The sequence below is a fragment of the Corynebacterium sp. p3-SID1194 genome (assembly GCF_025144155.1).
GTDB lineage: Bacteria > Actinomycetota > Actinomycetes > Mycobacteriales > Mycobacteriaceae > Corynebacterium.
The window spans coordinates 1-18,350 of record NZ_JALXWY010000006.1; the positions used below are offsets into that span (position 1 = coordinate 1).

Genomic DNA, 18,350 nt, shown 5'->3' on the forward strand with positions numbered 1-18,350 from the left:
CACGGCGCCCATTTCGGGCGACCTTGTGAATAGGCATCCTGGAATAGGTATTTGTCATTTTCGCGCGGCCTACGTTCCCCTTCGCATAAACTTCGCAAGCATGGTTTCACCGCCGAAAGTTGACACCGCACCGCTTATCGACGACCCCTCCCTCACCTCCGAGCGCCGCCGCGTGGTGGCGGCCACGACGGTGGGCACTGCCATCGAGTGGTACGACTTCTTCCTCTACGCCGCCACCGCCGGCTTGGTGTTCAAGCATGCGATGTTCGCCCCGCTGGGTCCGGCCGGCGGCACTTTGGTCGCTTTCCTCACGGTCGGCCTGTCTTTCCTCTTCCGGCCACTAGGGGCATTCTTAGCGGGGCATTTCGCCGACAAGCTCGGCCGCCGCGCAGTGCTCATGGTGACACTGCTTGCGATGGGTGGGGCCACCACCTTGATCGGCCTGCTTCCCACCTACGAAGCAATCGGCGTGCTCTCCCCTATCCTGCTCGTCCTACTCCGCTTGGTGCAGGGCATCTCCGCCGGCGGCGAGTGGGGCTCGGCGGTGCTGCTGGCAGTCGAGCACGCGCCGGAGGGCAAGCGCGGACTCTTCGGCGCAGGCCCGCAGATCGGCGCCCCGGCTGGTCTTTTGCTCTCCTCCGGCGCGCTGTACATGATGAACCAGATCGCTCCCGGCGATGCCTTCCTCGAATGGGGTTGGCGCGTGCCGTTCCTTTTCTCAGCCCTGCTGGTGCTGCTCGGCTGGTGGGTGCGCAAGGGCGTGGACGAATCCCCAGTGTACGAGGAAATGGCGGAGATCTCCTCCAGCCAGACATCCAATCCAATCGGAACCCTGTTCCGGAACTACACCCCCGTTGTCATCGCTGGCGCTCTACTCTTCGCCGCGAATAGCGTTCTGGGATATATGACCACCGGCGGGTACATCCAGAACTACACCACTGACCCGGACGGAATGGCCCTTGAGCGTGGCCCGATACTTTTCGCCGTCACCGTCGCCGGTGCGGTGTGGATGGTCTCCACGTTTTTCACCGGCTGGCTTTCCGACCAACTCGGCCGCAAGACCACCCTCGTCGGCGGCTTTGTCATCCAGATCGTCGCCGCCTCCGTCCTCTTCCCGCTGGTGAATTCGGCTGACATGGGCAAAATCTATGCTGCCTTGATCTTCCTCGCCCTCGCGCTCGGCTTCACCTACGGGCAGATCGCCGCGCTGTACGCGGAGCTCTTCCCCGCCTCGGTCCGCGCATCGGGCACGTCGATCACCTACGCCATCGGCGCGATTCTCGGCGGCGCTTTCGCCCCGTTCCTCGCATCCTGGATCTACGAGGCCACCGGATCGTCGTGGGGCATCACCGCCTACCTGGTCGGCGCGAGCATCATCGGCCTTGCCGTCTCTCTCAGTATCCGGGAGCGCGCGGACATTCCGCTCGACCCGGGCAACGAACACGTGCAGCGCACCGGCCATTTCATTTGGCAACGGTAGGTTTGGTCCGGCCCCGCCCGGTCTGCTAATCTCGTGACCTGTCTCGGCGAGGGACCCCACTTGCACGGATTCGCGCAAGCAGGGCCGTTATCGACGCGATGAATCATCACAGACTTTTCTCCAAAAAGCCTGCGGTCACTCGACGAGCACACGTGGCCGCAGGCTTTTTCTGTGGCTCATCGAACCTAAGCACCACTAGAAGGAGAAAGCATCATGGCGAATAAGTTCCCGACTATCCAGGCTGAGAAGCGCGACGAGTTCGGCAAGGGCTCCGCTCGTCGTCTGCGTGCCGCTGGCCGCGTCCCGGGCGTGCTGTACAGCAACGGCGAGGACAACATCCACTTCCACGTGGACATCCTGGAGATCACCGCTCTCGTGCGCAACGACGGCACCAACGCCATTCTCGAGCTCGAGGTTGACGGCGACAAGAACCTCGCGATGGTCAAGCACGTCGACCAGAACGTCCTGACCCTGAACATCGACCACATCGACCTCTTCGGCGTCAAGCGCGGCGAGAAGGTCACCGTCGAGGTCCCGGTTGTCTACGAGGGCGAGGCTGCCCCGGACGCTGTGGTCCTGCAGGAGATCGACGTTGTCGAGATCGAGGTCGACGCTCTGAACATTCCGGACGAGATCACCGTGTCCATCGAGGGCAAGGAGATCGGCGACCAGATCTTCGCCGGCGACCTGCCGCTGCCGGAGGGTGCCGAGCTCGTCACCGATCCGGAGTACCTGGCCATCAACGTCACCTTCCAGCAGGTTGACGAAGAGGTCGAGGCTGCTGCTGAGGAGGCCGAGGAGGGCGGCGCTGAGGCTGGCGCCGAGTCCGAGGACGAGGCTCCGGCTGAGGACGAGTCCGAGGAGTAAAGCGCTCATCGACGCCAACGCCTAACGGCCGGCGACCCCACCACGGGGTTGCCGGCCGTTTCTCTTTTCATACCTTTAGCGTTGCCGCTCTGGACGGGCCAGGAAAAGCAGCACCAGTCCCGTGACGATCCACAGCGCCAGAACCCACCACGTTGAGCCCGCGCCATTACCGTCGAAGAACGACAGGGAGCGCACGAGGTGGCCGGTCGCACCGATCGGCATCCATTGACCCAGGGTGGACCACCCCGCGGGAAGCAACCACGGTCCGGTGGACAAGCCGGACAGCGGGTTCGCCAGGAAGATCGTCAAGACAGCGCCGATCCCCACACCGGGAGTCCCAATGAGCGCCCCGAGACCTGCTGTGAGCATCGAGGTAGCCAGAATGCCTGCGGAGATGGCGAGCCACTCCATACCGAAGCTGCCGGTCAAGGTTCCGTAGGCCGAGTGCAGCATCCAGGTGGCAACGAGACCACCCAGCACCGCGATTCCGGTAAGGACTCCGATCTTCGTCCACCGGGTGCCGCGGAAGAGGAACGTGGCCACGACCGCGGAGATGATGCCGCCGACTGCGAGCGGAAGCCCCAGCAGGGCAAGACCCGTAGCCTGCGGATCGTCCGGGGACGTCGGCGCCAGGTCGGCGCGCTCGACATTCATGCCTTGGGCTTCGAGGGAGCCGGCGATGCCGTCGATAAGCTGCACGTACGGCGCGCCGTTACCTGAAGCCGTGAATGCTGTGGCGCCGTCCGGAGTGATCGCGAGACCGCCGACAGCCTCGCGCTCGAGCACTGCGTTGCGCACGTCGTCTGGGCTGTCCATCACGGTGATCTCGGGCGCTTCGTCACCTGCGTTTTGCTCGATTCCCTGCGTCAGCTGCTGCACCATCGGTTCTGGCGCACTCACTGCTACCGGCACACCTGCGGGACCGGATGCGAACGTGGGCGCGAGGAACGCGAACAGCATCAACCCGATGATGACGGGGATGCCAAGAATCACCCCCGTTGCCTTAGCCGCGAGCGAGCGCTCTTTCTCATCTTTCACTGCTGTGGTCATTGTCAGACTCCTCTCCGAGAAAATCGGAACACCATGTTCCACTTACAAAACGGAGCATAGTGTTCCGTTTGGTATGGTGCAAGCATGAGACAGGATGCTGCCGATAACCGTGAAGCGATCGTCACCGCCGCCCGAGCCCTGTTTGTCGAACAAGGCGGGAACGTCTCAATGCGCGCGATCGCTAAAGAGGCCGGGGTAGGAATCGCGACAGTGAGCAGGCACTTCCCCGATCGCCTGACACTTCTCGACGCCATCGGCGCCGACGCCGTTCACGACATCGAGATGGTTGTCAGCAAACACCTCCCCCTTTTCGATCAAACGCCGGAGGAAGCGTGGAGTGGCGCGATTCACGCCATTGCCGAGTTGAAACTGGCACTGCTGGGGCAAACGCTGTTTTCAGAATTCGAGCAGATTTCAGGCATCCAACACATCGTTGAAAATCGCGCAGAAAAAATCCGCACCGCCTACGACCCCCTGATCACCCGCGCGAAGGAAGCGGGCCTGTATCCGGCTGATCTCGAGCCGCTCGAATTTCACATCGCGCTCGTCATCGCTTCCCGCCCGCTGCCGAATTCGAAGATCATCCACGCCAAAGCGTCCCAGGTTCAGCAGGAACTCATCGATATTTTCCTCGACGGATTGCGCGCCCGCGCAACTTAGGGCGAAACATGGTTCAGATCCGAAAGTAGACTAAGCCTTGTGACTTCTGATTCTTCACCGGTTCTCATCGTCGGCTTGGGAAATCCCGGCACGATCTATGCCCAGACCCGCCACAATGCTGGCGTGATGGTCATCGACGAGCTGCTCGACCGTGCCACTCCCATGCCGGCGCAACTGAGCGTGCACAAGAAGACGAACACGGAGGTCGCCGAGCTCACCGCAGGCCGCCTCGCCGGCAGCCGTACGATTCTGGCCCGCACCCGCAGCTTCATGAATGTCTCCGGCGGCCCGGTCAAGGCGCTCGCCAGTTATTACGGGATCAAGCCAGAGCACATTTACGTCATTTACGACGAGCTCGACCTCGACTTCGGCACGGTCAAGCTCCGCCTCGGCGGCGGGGACCACGGCCACAACGGCCTGAAGTCCGTGACAAAGTCGTTGGGCACCCCGAATTACAACCGTCTCGCCGTCGGCATCGGTCGCCCGCCGGGCCGCCAGGCACCGGCCGATTACGTGCTCAAGCCATTCGGAAAACAAGAGCAAGCAGAGCTACCCATCACGCTTGCCGACGCCGCCGACGAGCTCATCACCGCCCTCACATAGGAAGACCGATGCGACACCGAATCACCGCCACCGCGACAGCCGCTGCTCTTGCACTCATGAGTCTTACTGGATGCTCGAGCCAGGCCCCTCTTGCCGAGCCGGAACTGGCCGCTCAAAGCCCGGCCCCATCGAGCGAAACTGAACAGTCGGAGAAGCCGGAACAGACCGAAAAGCCAGAACAATCAGAACCGTCGGAGCAGCCAGAACCGTCGGAAGAATCCCAAAGCCCCACAAGCTCCGCGCCCGCGACACCGGAGGAATCGCCCGAAGATCCTCCGGCGCCGGAAGTCGGCCCCAACGAAGTGGCCTTAGAAGGAACAATCAAGAAGCTCAAGCTCACGGACATGGTTCCGCCGGAGGCCCGCGACAGTATCCAGCATTACGCCGATCAGTTCGACTACGACTACTACGTGATCGAGCTCGACAATCCGAAGCCGATCGAGGCTCCGATGGGTGGCGCTCCGATCACTAAGACACCGAAATACGCCCAGCTGGCAATGCTCTCCCCCGGCGAGACCATCGGCTCACAATTCGAGTGGATGGTCGACGTCGGCAGGAAGGTGCGCGTCATCGGCGATCTGAACCAGATGTACTACGGGTCGGATATCGCCACCCCGCCCACGGCCATCGTCGTCCGCGGTTCGCAGCACCCGCCACAATTCCTGGACTAGCGCCCCAGCAGTTTCGCCTCGATCTCCGCGGCTGGCCCTTCCTCCAACTTCCCCGCGAAGTCCTCGCCGACGAGGCAGTAGCCGTGGTCGGGATCCTTGCGCAGGGGTTTCTGCATGGCATTCAGCTGCGGGTACAGCGGGGGAAGATCGGGGTGCTCGCGGGTAAACCTCGTCTCCACACCGCGGGCGTAGCGGCCGGAGAACGCGCGGGTAGATACAGACGTCCCGCCAGCGTGCAAGGTAGCGCGGTTCACCTCGCTGGTGCCGGCTTCGTCGGCAAGCAGGAACGCGCTGCCGCAGGCGACGGAATTCGCGCCCCACTCGATGAGGCGCTCGACGTCTTCAGCGGTGCGTGCGCCGCCGGCGGCGATGATCGGAATGTTGACGTGGCGGAAAATGCCGCTGAGCAGTTGCTCCAGGTCGCGCTCGTCGGGCTCTTCGGTGATCGTCCACGTGGAGCGGTGTCCGCCCGCCTTCGGGCCCTGCACGATGACGCCGTCAGCGCCGAGTTCGGCGGCCTTGATCGCGTCGACCTCGTTCGTCACGGTCACCCACGCCTGGATGCCCGCATCGTGGATGCGCTTGAATTCTTCCGGAGTGAAGCAACCGAAGGTGCAGGAAATGATCGTCGCGCGCCCGTCGGCAAGCGCGAGGTCGAGCTTCTCGTGGAAGCCGAAGGTGTAATCCGGCTCGGGAATCTCCGCGCCGAGCTCAGACGCGATCGCCTCCAGGTCCTCCCGGCGCGGGGTGTCCCGTTGGGGGTAGAAGAGGTTGATGCCGAAGGGTTCGTCGATAAGCGAAAGCTCTTCGCGCGCGTGCTCGAGGCTGCACGTCCCCCAGGCGAGGAAGCCGAAACCGACGGCATTCATGAGCGCGGGAGTGCTCGGGCCTCCCGCCATGGGGGCGGCGACGACGCGGGGCAGACGGGCGGGAAGTTCTGGTGACATGATGGCCACTCTAGCGAAGTGCTGACTTAGACTGGGCTGCGTGTTCGACAAAATCCGCGCTCTTTTCGCACCCCGCCAGAATGCATTCGACCTCGACTCGCTCGCTGCAGAGTGGCTCATCGTCGGCTTGGGCAACCCCGGCGCGAAATACGCCGCCACCCGCCACAACGTGGGCTACATGGCGCAGGACATGCTTATCGACGCTCAGGCCCTGCGCCACCTCCCCTCCTTCAAAGCCCAGGGAGTGATGGTGCCGGATACGACTGCCCTCGCGCTGCGGTCGACCACCTACATGAACCTCAGTGGCGAAGGTGTTGCCCCGGTGGCGGCGAAGCTCGGGATTCCGTCTGAGCGCATCATCGTCCTCCACGACGAGCTCGACTTGCCCGCTGGGAAAGTCCGCATCAAGCAGGGCGGGAACGAGAACGGCCACAACGGCCTGAAGTCCCTTACTGAGCAGCTGGGCACCCGCGACTATATCCGCGTGCGCATCGGCATCGGCCGTCCTCCGAAGGGCATGCCGGTCCCCGAATGGGTGCTCAGTCCCGTCGACGGCGAAGGGCTAGACGAGCAGATCGCCACCGCCGCGGAGGCCGCGCGCCTTGTCGTGGCGGAAGGTCTGCAGCGCGCGCAGAACCAGATCCACGCGCGCTAGCTGCTACTGCTGCGATTGCGGAACTCAATGTGGTCGTTGACCGCGTGGGCGTGCAGCCACGGCACGAGGCCGTCGATGCCTGCGCCGAAGACCCACAGCTCGCTGCCGAAATCCGGCGGCGAGTAGTCGACGTCCTTCTTGATGTATTTGAATACCGGGCGCGCATCCCGCATGACCGCCGCGTATTCGGCGCAGATCCCCAGGAAAACCTGGAAGAACTGGGGCGACACGAGATCGCCTTTCAGCCCCCGCGCCCGGCGCGTCACCGCGGCGATGCCGTCGCGTACCGGGACCCGTTTCTCGTCGTCGAGTGAGCAGGAATCGTACGCGAAGGCAAGATCCTCCAGCAGATCGTCGACGATGGTCAAGCGCGCGTCCTCGTCGCCGTTTTCCGCCGCGGCGAGCACCGCGACGCGCCGCGACATTCCGTCGATCCGCCGCGCCGCCCGCATCGGGCCAGTCGCTTTGGCGCTGCTGTTTCCTTCCGGCAACGGCGCGAGCGCCTGCTTCGCCTGATTCCATTGCTCAACCATGCCTGCCGCCAGCGGCGAGCGCAGGTGGTGGATCAGCCGGTCGGTCGCGGGAATGGACTCGACGGCGCGGCGGTACAAGGCGTCGTCGCGCGGAATGATGGGTTCTACGTACACCTCCATGCCCCCGCGCGCGGTCTGGCTGATATTCGGGTTCAGGTACCGGATCAACGCGATAATGCCGGCGATGATCAGCACGCCGATAGCGACGACAGGAGCCCATTCTGAAATCGCTTCGATCATCGCGCCACTCCCTCACGCCACCGACGGTAGATCTGCGCTTCCGTGCACGGCCTGAGCAGATCGTCTGGGTCGGCCAACCTCTTGGCCTCGTATTTCGCGGTTCGATTCCACACAGCACCGGCCGGCACGTACCCGCCCATGCCGGCGGCGGGGCGGAATTCCCGGCTCGTGACCGTCACCGGCACGTCGCCGAAGCACCGTTTCGAAAACTGTCCGACGGAATGCACCACGCGGACAAATTCTTCGATGAAGGTGGACTCAGCCTCCCGCCCGCGCAATGCCGCTATGTCACGGAACACAGGGTGGGCGTTGACCGTGCGGGCCTCAGTCATCAGCTCGTTGACCGCTTGACGACGGCACCTGACATCCCCTCCCTCGATCCCCGCCACGTAGCGGGCATTCTCGTAGGTGGCGTAGATCTTCTCGATCACCGTAGCCGACTGCGGATCACGCGCGAATTCCTGCTTCGCTAATTCCCACTCCGCCTGCGCAGTCGGCGGCATGAGCGGCGAGCGGATCCCGCGGATCAGCCTGTCGATCTCTCCGACCAGTGCCCCCGCGCGCTGCCCGTGCGTGTCCGCGAAAGCCCTGCCAGCCTTCTTCTTTTTGTGGCTTTCCCGGAAAAGCATCACGCCGATGAACAGCACAAGCACCAGGACTGAGAAGGCGAACAGGACAAGCACTGTACTCAACGGCATGTCGGTGTCCGACTGCGCCAATACCTGCACGTCCATTCTCGTGCGCTCCATTCAGCCGGTGGACAATCCCTTCCCACCCTAAACTGTTTTCCATCGCCCGCATGCTGGGGAGGAGACCACATGTTGCCCGACCACGAACTCATCACCGATGTCGGCAAAGGCTGGAAGCGCTACAAGACAGCGGCGACTTTTCTGGAATGGTCCTTCCTGCCGTGGTACGCAATGTCCTGTTTGTCGTTCCTCCTGCTCAGTGGCGTTGAGCTTCACACCAGAGGATTCTCCGTCAAAGGCGACCCCGTCCTCCTCGCACGCTCAATAGCGTGGTTCGTACAGCCGTTTCTGGTGATGCTCATCTACTTCGCCTTCAACCGGGGCTGGCCGAGACCCTGGCTTGTCAATACCGCCGTTATCGCTGCGACTGCTCCCCTCGCGTGGTTCAGCACAGGCTCTCTCATGTGGGGATTGATCCTTACCGCAACCCTCGTCGTGATGGTGGCCGTCGCCTATCTGCTCTTGATGCCCCTATATAAGCGACCCGGACTGTACCCGTTCATCCGCCAGGTGGCCCGGCTTCGTTCGGGCGACAGGCAAGGCATGCATCAGGTCCTGGCCATCCAGGGCTACGGCCCGTGGATGCTTCGGCTGCAGCCGGTGCCGTCGCCGAAAGACGCGCCACGCTTCTCCGCTGTCAGGCTCCCCTCGCCCCCACGCATTGCCCCGGGTGATTTCGTCGCGGTCAACAGCAACGGCCAGGTTGAGTTTTCCAGCACGATTTCCCGTTAGCCTGTAGCCATGGACGAACAGGCAAAGCTCGAGCGGGTGTTCAACTACCCGTTCGGCGATATTTACAGCAACTACGTGGCCAAGGTCGAGCGCAAGGACCGGACCGTGGCCGAGCTCGACGAGGTCCTCACCTGGTTTGCAGGGCTCACCGCCGATGAACTCCATGCGCAGGCTGAATCAAATGTCACGCTGCGCGATTTCTTCGAGCACCTCACGCTCGACCCCGGCGCGGAACTCATTACGGGCAGTGTGTGCGGGGTGCGGGTCGAAGAAGTCGAGGACCCGCTCATGAAAAAGATCCGCATGATGGACAAGATCGTCGACGAGCTGGCACGCGGCAAAGCCGTCGGCAAGATCATCCGTAGTTCTTAACCGCGCAGCTTGCCGGTCAGCTCTTCCAACCGGTCGCACATGGCGGCGAGCTCCTTGGCGCGGTTCGGCATCGGGTTGAAGCCGTCGCGCATCTCCATCGCCTGAATGAAGCCGAGCTGCTCGCGGATGTCGTGCATGTGGAAATTCGCGGCGATCTGGCGCCAGTGCTCGATCGCGCGGATCGCGCCAACACCTCCGTAGCCGACGAAGGCGATGGGCTTGCCCACCCACTCCGGGCCGAGGGTGTCCACCGCGTTCTTCAGCGCGGCTGGGACAGAGTGGTTGTACTCGGGCGTGATGAAGATGAACGCGTCACAGGCATCGATCGCCTGCGACCAGCGGGTCACTTCATCGTTGTCGTACTGCTTATTCATGAGCATGGGCATCCCAGCGCCGTCGTAAAGCGGAAGATCGTAATCCGCGAGGTCGATGAACTCGTACTCGGCGCCCTCCCGCTCGCCGATATTCTCTTTCATCCAGCCGGCCACTTTCTCTGCGGTGCGGCTTTTACGGATGGATCCGACGATCACGCCGATCTTCATTGCGTCTCCTCTCGGTTGTGTACAAGTCACCCAATCTCGGCCCCACCTTAATGAGGGCCATCAAGCTCTCCGCGAGCAACTAATGTCTTCAACGCGAAGAACTGTCGAAAGAATTCCAGGGAGTGGGATTATGGACGTCACAATCATCGGCGGAGGTTTCGCCGGAACGGCGGCGGCAATCAACTTGGCGAGGGCTAACAGGTCAGTCTGCCTGGTCGACGAAGGGCAGCCTCGCAACCGCTTCAGCGAACACGCCCACGGCATCTTGGGAATGGACGGGGTCAAGCCGGCGGAGCTACTCGAAAAGGGCCACGCTGAATTCGAGTCGTTCGGCGGCACGATCGTACGAGACCGCGCAGAGAATCTGACACGACTGAACGACGAGTGGTCCGTGACTCTCGGCAGCGGCAACACCATCGAATCCCCGCACGTCCTCGTCGCCACAGGAATCACCGACGTATTGCCCGACGTGTACGGCTTGCCCGCGCTGTGGGGAACGCGGGTCTTCCACTGCCCCTACTGCCACGGGTACGAAGTGAACGGAACTGACCTCGCCGTGATCGGAGGAGAGAACCCAGGCTTCACCTTCAACATCACTAAGCTCCTCACCAAGTGGGCTGATGCGGTGACGTTCTTCCCCAACAGCCTCGAACTTCCCGCCGAGGAGCGCGCCCTCTTCTCCTTGCTGAACATCGAAATCGTCGACGAACCCGTCTTGGAAGTCGGTCCGGCGGAGGGTGACCAAGTCGTGATTCGCACGACGAACCACCAATTCGTGTTCGAATCGTGTTTCACCGGCCCACGCTTCGAGCCGAACGACGAGCTGCTCCGCGAAGCTGGATGCGATGTCGTCGACGGATGGGTCCGCACAGAACGCGGCCGGACATCGCAGCCGGGGTTATGGGCAGCAGGCAATGTGGTCAGCTCTCCCGACCAAGTTTCGCAGGCGGCAGGTGCAGGGGCGGCCGTCGGAATCGCGATCGACCAGACTCTATTCGCCGAACAGCTGCCTTGAAAGAGCCATGAAGCGCTGGTTAGCCCTGACCTTGCCCTAGCGACTACCCTCTACAGGTCATGAGCACCGTTTCCGAGGCCGCACGCCGCCGCACATTCGCCGTCATCGCCCACCCGGACGCCGGTAAGTCGACGTTGACGGAGGCACTGGCGCTTCACGCGCACATCATTTCGGAGGCGGGCGCGGTGCACGGCAAGGGCAACCGCAAGTCCACGGTGTCGGACTGGATGGAGATGGAGAAGGACCGCGGCATCTCGATTGCGTCGTCGGCTCTCCAGTTCGAGTATTTGCCGGAGGGCCAGGACGGCGAGCCGTACGTGATCAACCTCGTGGACACCCCGGGCCACGCGGATTTCTCCGAGGACACCTACCGCGTGCTCTCAGCCGTCGACGCGGCGGTCATGCTCATCGACGCCGCGAAAGGCCTCGAGCCGCAGACCCTCAAGCTCTTCCGAGTGTGCAAGGCGCGCGGGCTGCCGATCGTCACCGTGATCAACAAGTGGGACCGCGTGGGACGCGAGCCGCTCGAGCTTGTCGACGAGATCGTCACCGAGATCGATCTCCAGCCCACTCCCCTCTACTGGCCGGTGGGCGAAGCGGGCGACTTCCGCGGTCTCGCGCACGTCAACGCTGACGGCGAGGCCGATAAGTACATCCACTTCATCCGCACCGCCGGCGGCTCCACCATCGCCCCGGAGGAGGAATACTCCCCGGACCAGGCACTTGAGCGCGAGGAAGATGCGTGGGAGACCGCCGTCGAGGAAGCTGAACTGCTCGCCGCCGACGGCGCTGTGCACAACCAGGAGCTCTTCGAGCAGTGCGTGACGTCCCCGCTCATCTTCGCCTCCGCGATGCTGAACTTCGGCGTGCACCAGATCCTGGACACGCTGTGCGCCATCGCCCCTGCACCGGAAGGCCGAGCATCCGACCCGAAGGCGATCGCTCAGGCCGAAACCGGCGGCGGCCAGGCCGTCGCCCCCGAGCGCGAAGTCGGCGACGAATTCTCGGGCGTGGTGTTCAAGGTCCAGGCGGGCATGGACAAAAACCACCGCGACACCCTCGCATTCATGCGCGTGGTCTCCGGCGAATTCGACCGCGGTATGCAGGTCACCCACGCCCAGTCAGGCCGCAGCTTCTCGACGAAATACGCCCTCACCGTCTTCGGCCGCAACCGCGACACGGTCGAAACAGCGTTCCCTGGCGATATCATCGGCCTGGTCAACGCCGGCGCACTCGCCCCAGGTGACACGATCTACGCCGGCAAGAAGGTCCAGTTCCCGCCGATGCCGCAGTTCGCGCCCGAGCACTTCCGCACGCTGCGCGCGAAGTCTTTGGGCAAATACAAGCAATTCCGCAAGGCACTTGAACAGCTGGATGCGGAAGGCGTCGTACAGATTCTGCGTAACGACGCCCGCGGCGACGCCGCCCCCGTCATGGCCGCCGTCGGCCCCATGCAGTTCGAGGTCATGCAGGCCCGCATGGAAAACGAGTACAACGTCGAGACCGTCACCGAGCCGATTCCCTACTCCGTTGCCCGCCGTACTGACGAAGAGTCAGTACCGGAGTTGAGCCGCCAGCGCGGCGTGGAAATCTTCACCCGCACCGACGGCGAACTCATCGCCCTGTTCGGCGACAAGTGGAAGCTGGCCTTCATCGAGAAGGAGCACCCGGAGCTGACCATGGAGCCGCTCGTCGCGGACTAAAGTCGCACGCGAAAACCGCCAGTGAACGATGCACTGGCGGTTTTGCCCCGCGGTATGAGAGTTTTTAGAACGCCGGGATCGACTCGTTCGGGATCTTGCCGTGGTGGCCGACCTTGTCGCCGTCCCAGAAGAAGGTCACCTCGGTGGTGAACTTATCGGCGTCCGCATTCGGTGCGCCGGCAGCCATCTGGGCTTCGGTGTCGCGGTAGACGACGGTGAACGTGCCGTCTTCGTGCGGGGTGATGTGCTCGATGGTCTGCGGGTGGTTAGAATCGATGCCGATGTACTGGCCCTTGTGGAACAGCAGCAGCACATTGGTCTCGGCGCCATTGCCCTGGCCGCCCTGCTTGGTGAGGGCGTAGCTCAGGTCAGCGCACGGGCTGAAGGTGGAACCGCCCGCGTAGGTCCACCCGCCGCGTTCGGTCTGGTGTTCCTCGTTGAGCTGCTTGTTGGCCTCCGCAATTTCAGGAGCGCTCGGGTTCGGTGCGCAATGGTCGGCGGGAGCTTCCTGCGCCATTGCGGTACCCGGGGTCAACAGCGCCGCGCCGACTAGCGCGGCACCTGCAAATGCCTTTGCGGTCGTGTTTGCTCGTCGCTGGGTCTTCATGATTTCCACACGCTTTCTGTCGTTGTCGACTGTCGTTGGATTCTCGTGAATTCTTGGTCGGGATTACCGCGGTGGAACTCACGCTACGCCCGTCAACTCCGAGCACAAGCCCCTTAACGTCGCTGGTAACAGACTTTGTGTTTTGCCTGAAGACACACGCTGGGGTTTCCGCCTCAACAGCCTGTTCTTCAAAATTCCATAAGCATCGCGTCACAGCCATGTCACGCCAGGAAGTCGACCCACTCATCCCATTCGCGCTCTACCTGGGCTTTGCCCATCAGGTAATTGGCGCTGAGCTTGACCACGTTGCGCTCCGAGGCATCCACGCTCATGGATTCGGGGAAGAACACCTTGGCGCGGCCCTGCTTTTCCAACTCGAGAATCTTGTCCTTCGATGCGTTGTAGCGAGGCGGGCGGGCGATCAGTGCTTCAGCGACCGCCGGGTGCTTCGGAAACAGGCGGCGCGTCGCGATCGGCCGGGTGTTGTCGGGGCGGACATAGCTCCGTTCCTTCGTGGCCAGGACAAGGAATTTGGAGAAGCCGGCGGCGAGGGCGGCGTCGATAAGCAATCCTCCCGACACCCCGAGCGCACCGTCGACGTACGGGATGCCGTCGATCGTGCCCATGGGCATGACTTTCGGCAGTGTGGACGATGCGCGGGTGACTTGCCCGACAAGCTCGGCCGAGACGAGGTCCTTGCGGTTCCATGTGACCGTGTGGCCGGTATCCGCGCGCACGGCCTCAATGTGAATCTCCGTTTCGTGGTTAGCGGTGAAAGTCTCCCAATCGAACGGCATGATGTCGTTCGACCCTTCGTAGATGAACTCGGCGTTGAAATAACCGTTGCCGCGCGCCAGCGAGACCCAGCCGCCGAATTTCTCGTGCGCGACGAAATTCGTGAACGATTCCCGCGCACGGTGAGCATCGCGCGACGCGTAGTTGAAGGCGTGCGCCGCGCCCGCCGAGACTCCCCCGACCCACCCGAAACGCACGTCCTCCTGAATCAATCGGACGATTGCCGGCGCGGTGTAGGAGTTGCGCATGCCGCCACCTTCAACGACGAGAGCTGTGTCGGTGGCATCAATCATGCGGACGATTCTAGGACGAACCGGTGTTTAGTTCTCCAGGAACTCCTTGACCGCACCCCATTCGCGGTCGAACTGCTCTTTGCCGGCCGCGAAATTCTTCTGCAGCTTCGGCACCTTGAACTCCGCGTTTTCCACCATCATCTGCTCCGGGTAGAAGACGTAGGCCTGTCCGTCGGCGGCGAGCTCGTCGATACGCGCCTTGGCCTTGTTGTACGCGTCTGGGCGGTCGATGGTGCGGCGGGCGACCTCGGGGTACTTCGGGAACATGCGGCGCATCATGGCCGGGCGGTTCACCGGCTCGCGCACATAGTCGCGGGGCTTGGTGGCCAGCACGAGTAGTTTGCTAAACCCTGCGCGTTCAGCTGCGCCCACCAGCAGTCCGCCGTCATCGCCGAGCGCGCCGTCGACGTACGGCACGCCGTCGATCTTCGCCATCGGCATGAGCATCGGCATGGTGGACGATGCGCGCATGACCAGGTTGATCGTGTCTTCGTCCTGCAGGTCGGCGTTGTTCCACGCGACGGATTCGCCGGTGTCGGCGCGGACGGCCTCGATGTGGATCGGGGTCTCGTTGGCCACGAACGCGTCGAGGTTGAACGGCAGTTCCCCGCCGCGATCCTGGAACATGAATTCCGCATTCATCAGCCCACGGCCGAGCGCGAGCGAACGCAGACCGCCGATCTTCGGGTGGCCCATGAACGTCGTGAATGCTTCCTCGGTGCGCTGCGCGTCCCCGGATAGAAGGTTGATGGCGTGGATCGCGCCGGCCGAGACACCGCCGACCCAGCCGAACTGCACCTCTTCCTCGATCAGCTTTATGATCGCGGGCGCCGTGTACGAATTGCGTGTTCCGCCGCCCTCAATCACCAGAGCGGTATCGCGTGCGTCAATCATGGTTCACAAGTTTAAGGAACTTCACCCTCTATTTTGTGTTTTGTCCGCGAATCTTCTTTGACTTCTTCCGCTAATTGGCGGAGCCACAGGCTGATCTTGCGCTGCCACAGCACCGCATCTTGGGCGCGCGGGGCCGCCTGGATCATCTCTTCGGAGTCGTAGCCTGCCTGCAGTTCCTTCGCCCGGAGGATCTCCGCGTCGATCTTCACGCCGAGCAGTAGCAGGATATTCATCCACCACACCGCGACGAGCACGGCCAGCACCGTCCCGAACGCACCGTATGCACTGCGCAGCCCGAAGGTGGACAGGTACCAACCGAAGAGACTCCACTCGGCACCGATGACAAGCATGGCGAAGATGGCCCCGACAGTGAGCGGCCGGTACCGCCCGGGCCGCACATTCGGCGCGAAATAGAACAGGCACGACACGAGCACGACCGCCGCCACGACAACAGCGGGATACCGCGCCCATTCCCACACGGGCAACAAAATGTGCTTCACGTAATTCACTGCACCGGTGAGCCCGAGGGGTTCCGCAATGGGGCCGAACACCGCGTCAACGATAGACTCGCGCAGCACGAGCGCCGCCACCACGACAATGAGTCCGAGCACGAGCAGCAGCGTGATGGCCCACATGGTCACCCACGTCACCACCAGGTTGCGCCCTTCCGACCGGCCGTAAATGACATTCGTGGAGCGCGAAAACGCCCGCACATACGCGGACGCCGCCAGCAGGGACACCACGATCGACAGCACCAGCGCGACGGTGCTCTGCGCGGGGCTGCCCACCACGGTGAGCACGAGCTCGAAGGCCTGGGGGCGGAGGGTCTCAGGCACGGCCTCGTCGATAAGTCCGCCGAGCATCTCGTGCAGCGCCGCCTCGTCGGTGGGAAACAGCAGGGTCACCAGGGAGTAAAACGCCAGGAGCATCGGCGCGAAAGCTGTAACGCTGAAATACGTCATCGTCGCCCCACGGTCGGTGATCGCCAGCGGGCCGAAGTCGAACACGGTGCGCGCGAGCACGAGTTTCCACGCTTTCCAGGACAGCCAGTTGCCGCGGCGCAGCGGTTCGGGCCGCGCCTGACGGGGCCCGAGAACCTCGATCTCCCCGAGACCGTAGTGCTGCACGAATTCCGCCGCGTGCACCACGGTTTCTGTGTCCTCACCCGGAGTTTTCTGGCTCATGCGTCTCACATTATCGGGAGTCCGAGCCGCACCGTTGTAGGGTTGGGCCATGTCATGGGCACAAAATAACGAGCTCGGTTTTCAAACGAGCATCTGGGAACCGATCCTCATCCTCGTGATCATTTTCATGCTGATCGCGGTCCCGCTCATCGTCGCGGCGCTCGTCTTCGCGAAGAAGCGCACCCGCACCGCCGTCGTCCGCGCGCGCACCCTGTCGGTCCACACCGCGAATCTCAGCCCGGACTCGGACGACATCATGGTGGTCGTCACCGTCGACGCGGACGCGTTCAGGAGCATTACACATATCGACGCCCCCTTGCGCCTGACCTCCCCCGACTCCCGCTCCGTGACTTTTCAGCCGGGCGCATCCGGCCCGCCCGCCCTCGACCCGAACCAGGGCTGGCTCATTCCGATTTCCCGGGACTCCGAGGCCGAACTGCGCGCCCTGCCCGCCGGCCCCGGGGAGCACGAACTGGCCACGACGAACGTAGCCTTCATCGTCGAGCCTTAGCCGCGCCGCAGGTACCCCGAGCGGATCTGGACGGTGCGGATGACCGCCGAGCACAGGGCCAGCGCCGCCAGCACCCAGTACGGCAACGAGGGGCCGACGTAACCAGCGAGCCACTCGATCAGCGGCGGGTACCCGAAACCGATGTAGGTGGCCACGTAGTAGATGCCGATGACGGCACCGCGCTTTTCCGGCGGGCTGAACGTCTCCACGTCGAGCAGCCCCTCCCGCAGGCACAGCCCGTAGGCCAGCCCCAGGAACATCGACGCGACCACGAACATCGCCACCGACGGAGCCGCCCCGCCGACCGCCGCCACCGACATTCCGACAGCAGAGCACACCGCCCCGACAACGCCGGAGGACGGCCCGAACGCGAAGCGCCGGCCGAGCGCCTGGATGGCAAAGCCCGATCCGAACGCCACCACAGCCGCCACACCGGGTAGGAATGCGCTGGATTCGAAGTGCTGCCCCACACGCCCGGACAGCACAACGATGGCGCTGGTCATCGACGCGAACACCCACAGCCCCATCGGGAATGCTGTGGCCAGCGCTTTCTTCGCCGACCGCTCGTGCGCGGGTGCGCGAACCCCCTGTTCGTCCTCCTTCTTCTCCACCACCACTTCGCGGGTGTTCGGCGCGTCTCCCACCACTGCGGAGAATGCCACCGCCGCGAACGACAGCAGGATCGACGCGATGTACGGGATGTAGATCGCGTTGTGCGCGCTAACGAGGTGCGCAATAATGCCCGACGCGATCGGCCCGAGCATGAAGCCGGAGGTCAGAAAAATGCCTGCGAGCGTCGTGCCAGCCGCTCCCCGCAAACGCCCCGCCCACGCGGTGCCCGCGCTGACCACGAGCCCGACGCCGAGACCGATGACGAACCTCGCGCCGAGCAGAACAGCCGGAACCTCCTGCCAGAACATCAGCGCGACATTTCCCAGCGCCGCTACCACCGCGCCGACCATCACCGCGGGTCTCGAGCCGAAACGGTCCGCGACCAGCCCGCCGGCGATCAGGCACGGAAAGAGTCCGACGGCGTAGATCCCATAGGCACTGTTGACCAGCAGCGTCGACATGTCCTGTTTTTCTCGTAGGACCACCAGGACGGAGGCGAAGTGGTTCGCCGACCACCCCGCCGTGATGAGAAAGGCCACAACACTGGCGAAGACCAGCTGCGGTCGAGACTTCTGTGCGTTCATCATCTGTCTCCCTCCTGCATGGAAATGTGACCCACGTAACTATACACCTTC

General features: G+C 63.3%; 21 protein-coding genes. 11 read left to right on the forward strand and 10 right to left on the reverse strand.

Going from position 1 to position 18,350, the window contains the following annotated elements:
* Positions 1-100 precede the first annotated feature (100 nt).
* Positions 101-1,480, forward strand: coding sequence for an MFS transporter (locus M3G19_RS05770; RefSeq protein ID WP_259901310.1), 1,380 nt, complete (start codon positions 101-103; stop codon positions 1,478-1,480).
* A 213-nt stretch (positions 1,481-1,693) separates the two neighbouring features.
* Complete coding sequence (locus tag M3G19_RS05775; RefSeq protein WP_259901311.1) at positions 1,694-2,347, forward strand: 50S ribosomal protein L25/general stress protein Ctc; 654 nt, start codon at positions 1,694-1,696, stop codon at positions 2,345-2,347.
* A 75-nt stretch (positions 2,348-2,422) separates the two neighbouring features.
* Here M3G19_RS05775 and M3G19_RS05780 read toward each other — a convergent pair whose 3' ends face one another.
* Positions 2,423-3,397, reverse strand: coding sequence for an ABC transporter permease (locus M3G19_RS05780; RefSeq protein ID WP_259901312.1), 975 nt, complete (start codon positions 3,395-3,397; stop codon positions 2,423-2,425).
* Positions 3,398-3,481: 84 nt separating this feature from the next.
* Here M3G19_RS05780 and M3G19_RS05785 point away from each other — a divergent pair, with 84 nt between their 5' ends.
* The 3 genes from M3G19_RS05785 to M3G19_RS05795 are packed head-to-tail and all read left to right on the forward strand — an operon-like array spanning position 3,482 to position 5,331.
* Positions 3,482-4,057: a TetR/AcrR family transcriptional regulator gene (locus tag M3G19_RS05785; RefSeq protein ID WP_259901313.1), complete on the forward strand. Its 576-nt coding sequence runs from the start codon at positions 3,482-3,484 to the stop codon at positions 4,055-4,057.
* Between the two features lie 39 nt (positions 4,058-4,096).
* Positions 4,097-4,660, forward strand: coding sequence for an aminoacyl-tRNA hydrolase (gene pth / locus M3G19_RS05790; protein WP_259901314.1), 564 nt, complete (start codon positions 4,097-4,099; stop codon positions 4,658-4,660).
* 8 nt (positions 4,661-4,668) lie between these two features.
* Positions 4,669-5,331, forward strand: coding sequence for a hypothetical protein (locus M3G19_RS05795; protein ID WP_259901315.1), 663 nt, complete (start codon positions 4,669-4,671; stop codon positions 5,329-5,331).
* Here M3G19_RS05795 and M3G19_RS05800 read toward each other — a convergent pair.
* Positions 5,328-6,278, reverse strand: coding sequence for a nitronate monooxygenase family protein (locus M3G19_RS05800; protein ID WP_259901316.1), 951 nt, complete (start codon positions 6,276-6,278; stop codon positions 5,328-5,330). The two genes, M3G19_RS05795 and M3G19_RS05800, sit on opposite strands and share 4 nt — an antisense overlap.
* 40 nt (positions 6,279-6,318) lie before the next feature.
* On the opposite strand from M3G19_RS05800, the gene pth (M3G19_RS05805) reads away from it, so the two are divergent.
* Positions 6,319-6,933, forward strand: coding sequence for an aminoacyl-tRNA hydrolase (pth, locus tag M3G19_RS05805; protein ID WP_259901317.1), 615 nt, complete (start codon positions 6,319-6,321; stop codon positions 6,931-6,933).
* On the opposite strand, the gene M3G19_RS05810 is transcribed toward pth (M3G19_RS05805), so the two are convergent.
* Both M3G19_RS05810 and M3G19_RS05815 read right to left on the reverse strand, forming a co-directional pair.
* Entirely contained in the window at positions 6,930-7,706 is a 777-nt protein-coding gene (locus M3G19_RS05810; RefSeq protein WP_259901318.1) for a hypothetical protein, read from the reverse strand. The genes pth (M3G19_RS05805) and M3G19_RS05810 overlap by 4 nt on opposite strands.
* The gene (locus M3G19_RS05815; RefSeq protein ID WP_259901319.1) at positions 7,703-8,440 is read right to left on the reverse strand and encodes a hypothetical protein; all 738 of its coding nucleotides are present in this window, start codon (positions 8,438-8,440) and stop codon (positions 7,703-7,705) included. The genes M3G19_RS05810 and M3G19_RS05815 overlap by 4 nt, the downstream gene beginning before the upstream one ends.
* Before the next feature lie 84 nt (positions 8,441-8,524).
* On the opposite strand from M3G19_RS05815, the gene M3G19_RS05820 reads away from it, so the two are divergent.
* Both M3G19_RS05820 and M3G19_RS05825 read left to right on the forward strand, forming a co-directional pair.
* A complete protein-coding gene (locus M3G19_RS05820; RefSeq protein ID WP_259901320.1) occupies positions 8,525-9,187 on the forward strand; it encodes a hypothetical protein in 663 nt (220 codons plus the stop codon).
* Positions 9,188-9,196: 9 nt separating this feature from the next.
* Positions 9,197-9,559, forward strand: a complete 363-nt coding sequence (locus M3G19_RS05825) for a DUF2200 domain-containing protein (protein WP_259901321.1) — start codon at positions 9,197-9,199, stop codon at positions 9,557-9,559.
* Here M3G19_RS05825 and M3G19_RS05830 read toward each other — a convergent pair.
* Entirely contained in the window at positions 9,556-10,101 is a 546-nt protein-coding gene (locus M3G19_RS05830) for an NADPH-dependent FMN reductase (RefSeq protein ID WP_259901323.1), read from the reverse strand. The two genes, M3G19_RS05825 and M3G19_RS05830, sit on opposite strands and share 4 nt — an antisense overlap.
* A 130-nt stretch (positions 10,102-10,231) precedes the next feature.
* Here M3G19_RS05830 and M3G19_RS05835 point away from each other — a divergent pair, with 130 nt between their 5' ends.
* Positions 10,232-11,116, forward strand: coding sequence for an NAD(P)/FAD-dependent oxidoreductase (locus M3G19_RS05835; RefSeq protein ID WP_259901325.1), 885 nt, complete (start codon positions 10,232-10,234; stop codon positions 11,114-11,116).
* A gap of 59 nt (positions 11,117-11,175) precedes the next feature.
* Positions 11,176-12,819 carry a peptide chain release factor 3 gene (locus M3G19_RS05840; protein ID WP_259901327.1) on the forward strand — a complete coding sequence of 548 codons (1,644 nt, stop codon included), beginning with the start codon at positions 11,176-11,178 and terminating at the stop codon, positions 12,817-12,819.
* A gap of 64 nt (positions 12,820-12,883) precedes the next feature.
* Here the strand turns inward: M3G19_RS05840 and M3G19_RS05845 are convergent, their stop codons facing one another.
* From M3G19_RS05845 to M3G19_RS05860, 4 genes are all read right to left on the reverse strand, one after another.
* Positions 12,884-13,426, reverse strand: a complete 543-nt coding sequence (locus tag M3G19_RS05845; RefSeq protein ID WP_259901336.1) for an LppP/LprE family lipoprotein — start codon at positions 13,424-13,426, stop codon at positions 12,884-12,886.
* Positions 13,427-13,647: 221 nt separating this feature from the next.
* Entirely contained in the window at positions 13,648-14,514 is an 867-nt protein-coding gene (locus tag M3G19_RS05850; protein WP_259901338.1) for a patatin family protein, read from the reverse strand.
* A gap of 27 nt (positions 14,515-14,541) precedes the next feature.
* Positions 14,542-15,408: a patatin family protein gene (locus M3G19_RS05855; protein ID WP_259901348.1), complete on the reverse strand. Its 867-nt coding sequence runs from the start codon at positions 15,406-15,408 to the stop codon at positions 14,542-14,544.
* A gap of 11 nt (positions 15,409-15,419) precedes the next feature.
* Entirely contained in the window at positions 15,420-16,592 is a 1,173-nt protein-coding gene (locus M3G19_RS05860; protein ID WP_259901350.1) for a YihY/virulence factor BrkB family protein, read from the reverse strand.
* A 49-nt stretch (positions 16,593-16,641) separates the two neighbouring features.
* On the opposite strand from M3G19_RS05860, the gene M3G19_RS05865 reads away from it, so the two are divergent.
* Positions 16,642-17,103, forward strand: coding sequence for a hypothetical protein (locus M3G19_RS05865; RefSeq protein WP_259901351.1), 462 nt, complete (start codon positions 16,642-16,644; stop codon positions 17,101-17,103).
* On the opposite strand, the gene M3G19_RS05870 is transcribed toward M3G19_RS05865, so the two are convergent.
* Positions 17,100-18,299 (reverse strand): MFS transporter, encoded by a 1,200-nt coding sequence (locus tag M3G19_RS05870; RefSeq protein WP_259901586.1) that lies wholly within the window; start codon positions 18,297-18,299, stop codon positions 17,100-17,102. The genes M3G19_RS05865 and M3G19_RS05870 overlap by 4 nt on opposite strands.
* Positions 18,300-18,350 lie beyond the last annotated feature (51 nt).

Coding starts and splice junctions, on each gene's coding strand:
- M3G19_RS05870 (WP_259901586.1), bottom strand. CDS start 18,299: ATGAACGCACAGAAGTCTCGACCGCAGCTGGTCTTCGCCAGTGTTGTG.
- M3G19_RS05825 (WP_259901321.1), top strand. CDS start 9,197: ATGGACGAACAGGCAAAGCTCGAGCGGGTGTTCAACTACCCGTTCGGC.
- M3G19_RS05815 (WP_259901319.1), bottom strand. CDS start 8,440: ATGGACGTGCAGGTATTGGCGCAGTCGGACACCGACATGCCGTTGAGT.
- M3G19_RS05820 (WP_259901320.1), top strand. CDS start 8,525: ATGTTGCCCGACCACGAACTCATCACCGATGTCGGCAAAGGCTGGAAG.
- M3G19_RS05845 (WP_259901336.1), bottom strand. CDS start 13,426: ATGAAGACCCAGCGACGAGCAAACACGACCGCAAAGGCATTTGCAGGT.
- M3G19_RS05780 (WP_259901312.1), bottom strand. CDS start 3,397: ATGACCACAGCAGTGAAAGATGAGAAAGAGCGCTCGCTCGCGGCTAAG.
- M3G19_RS05770 (WP_259901310.1), top strand. CDS start 101: ATGGTTTCACCGCCGAAAGTTGACACCGCACCGCTTATCGACGACCCC.
- M3G19_RS05840 (WP_259901327.1), top strand. CDS start 11,176: ATGAGCACCGTTTCCGAGGCCGCACGCCGCCGCACATTCGCCGTCATC.
- M3G19_RS05860 (WP_259901350.1), bottom strand. CDS start 16,592: ATGAGCCAGAAAACTCCGGGTGAGGACACAGAAACCGTGGTGCACGCG.
- M3G19_RS05775 (WP_259901311.1), top strand. CDS start 1,694: ATGGCGAATAAGTTCCCGACTATCCAGGCTGAGAAGCGCGACGAGTTC.
- M3G19_RS05795 (WP_259901315.1), top strand. CDS start 4,669: ATGCGACACCGAATCACCGCCACCGCGACAGCCGCTGCTCTTGCACTC.
- M3G19_RS05830 (WP_259901323.1), bottom strand. CDS start 10,101: ATGAAGATCGGCGTGATCGTCGGATCCATCCGTAAAAGCCGCACCGCA.
- M3G19_RS05785 (WP_259901313.1), top strand. CDS start 3,482: ATGAGACAGGATGCTGCCGATAACCGTGAAGCGATCGTCACCGCCGCC.
- M3G19_RS05850 (WP_259901338.1), bottom strand. CDS start 14,514: ATGATTGATGCCACCGACACAGCTCTCGTCGTTGAAGGTGGCGGCATG.
- M3G19_RS05810 (WP_259901318.1), bottom strand. CDS start 7,706: ATGATCGAAGCGATTTCAGAATGGGCTCCTGTCGTCGCTATCGGCGTG.
- M3G19_RS05855 (WP_259901348.1), bottom strand. CDS start 15,408: ATGATTGACGCACGCGATACCGCTCTGGTGATTGAGGGCGGCGGAACA.
- M3G19_RS05865 (WP_259901351.1), top strand. CDS start 16,642: ATGTCATGGGCACAAAATAACGAGCTCGGTTTTCAAACGAGCATCTGG.
- M3G19_RS05800 (WP_259901316.1), bottom strand. CDS start 6,278: ATGTCACCAGAACTTCCCGCCCGTCTGCCCCGCGTCGTCGCCGCCCCC.
- M3G19_RS05835 (WP_259901325.1), top strand. CDS start 10,232: ATGGACGTCACAATCATCGGCGGAGGTTTCGCCGGAACGGCGGCGGCA.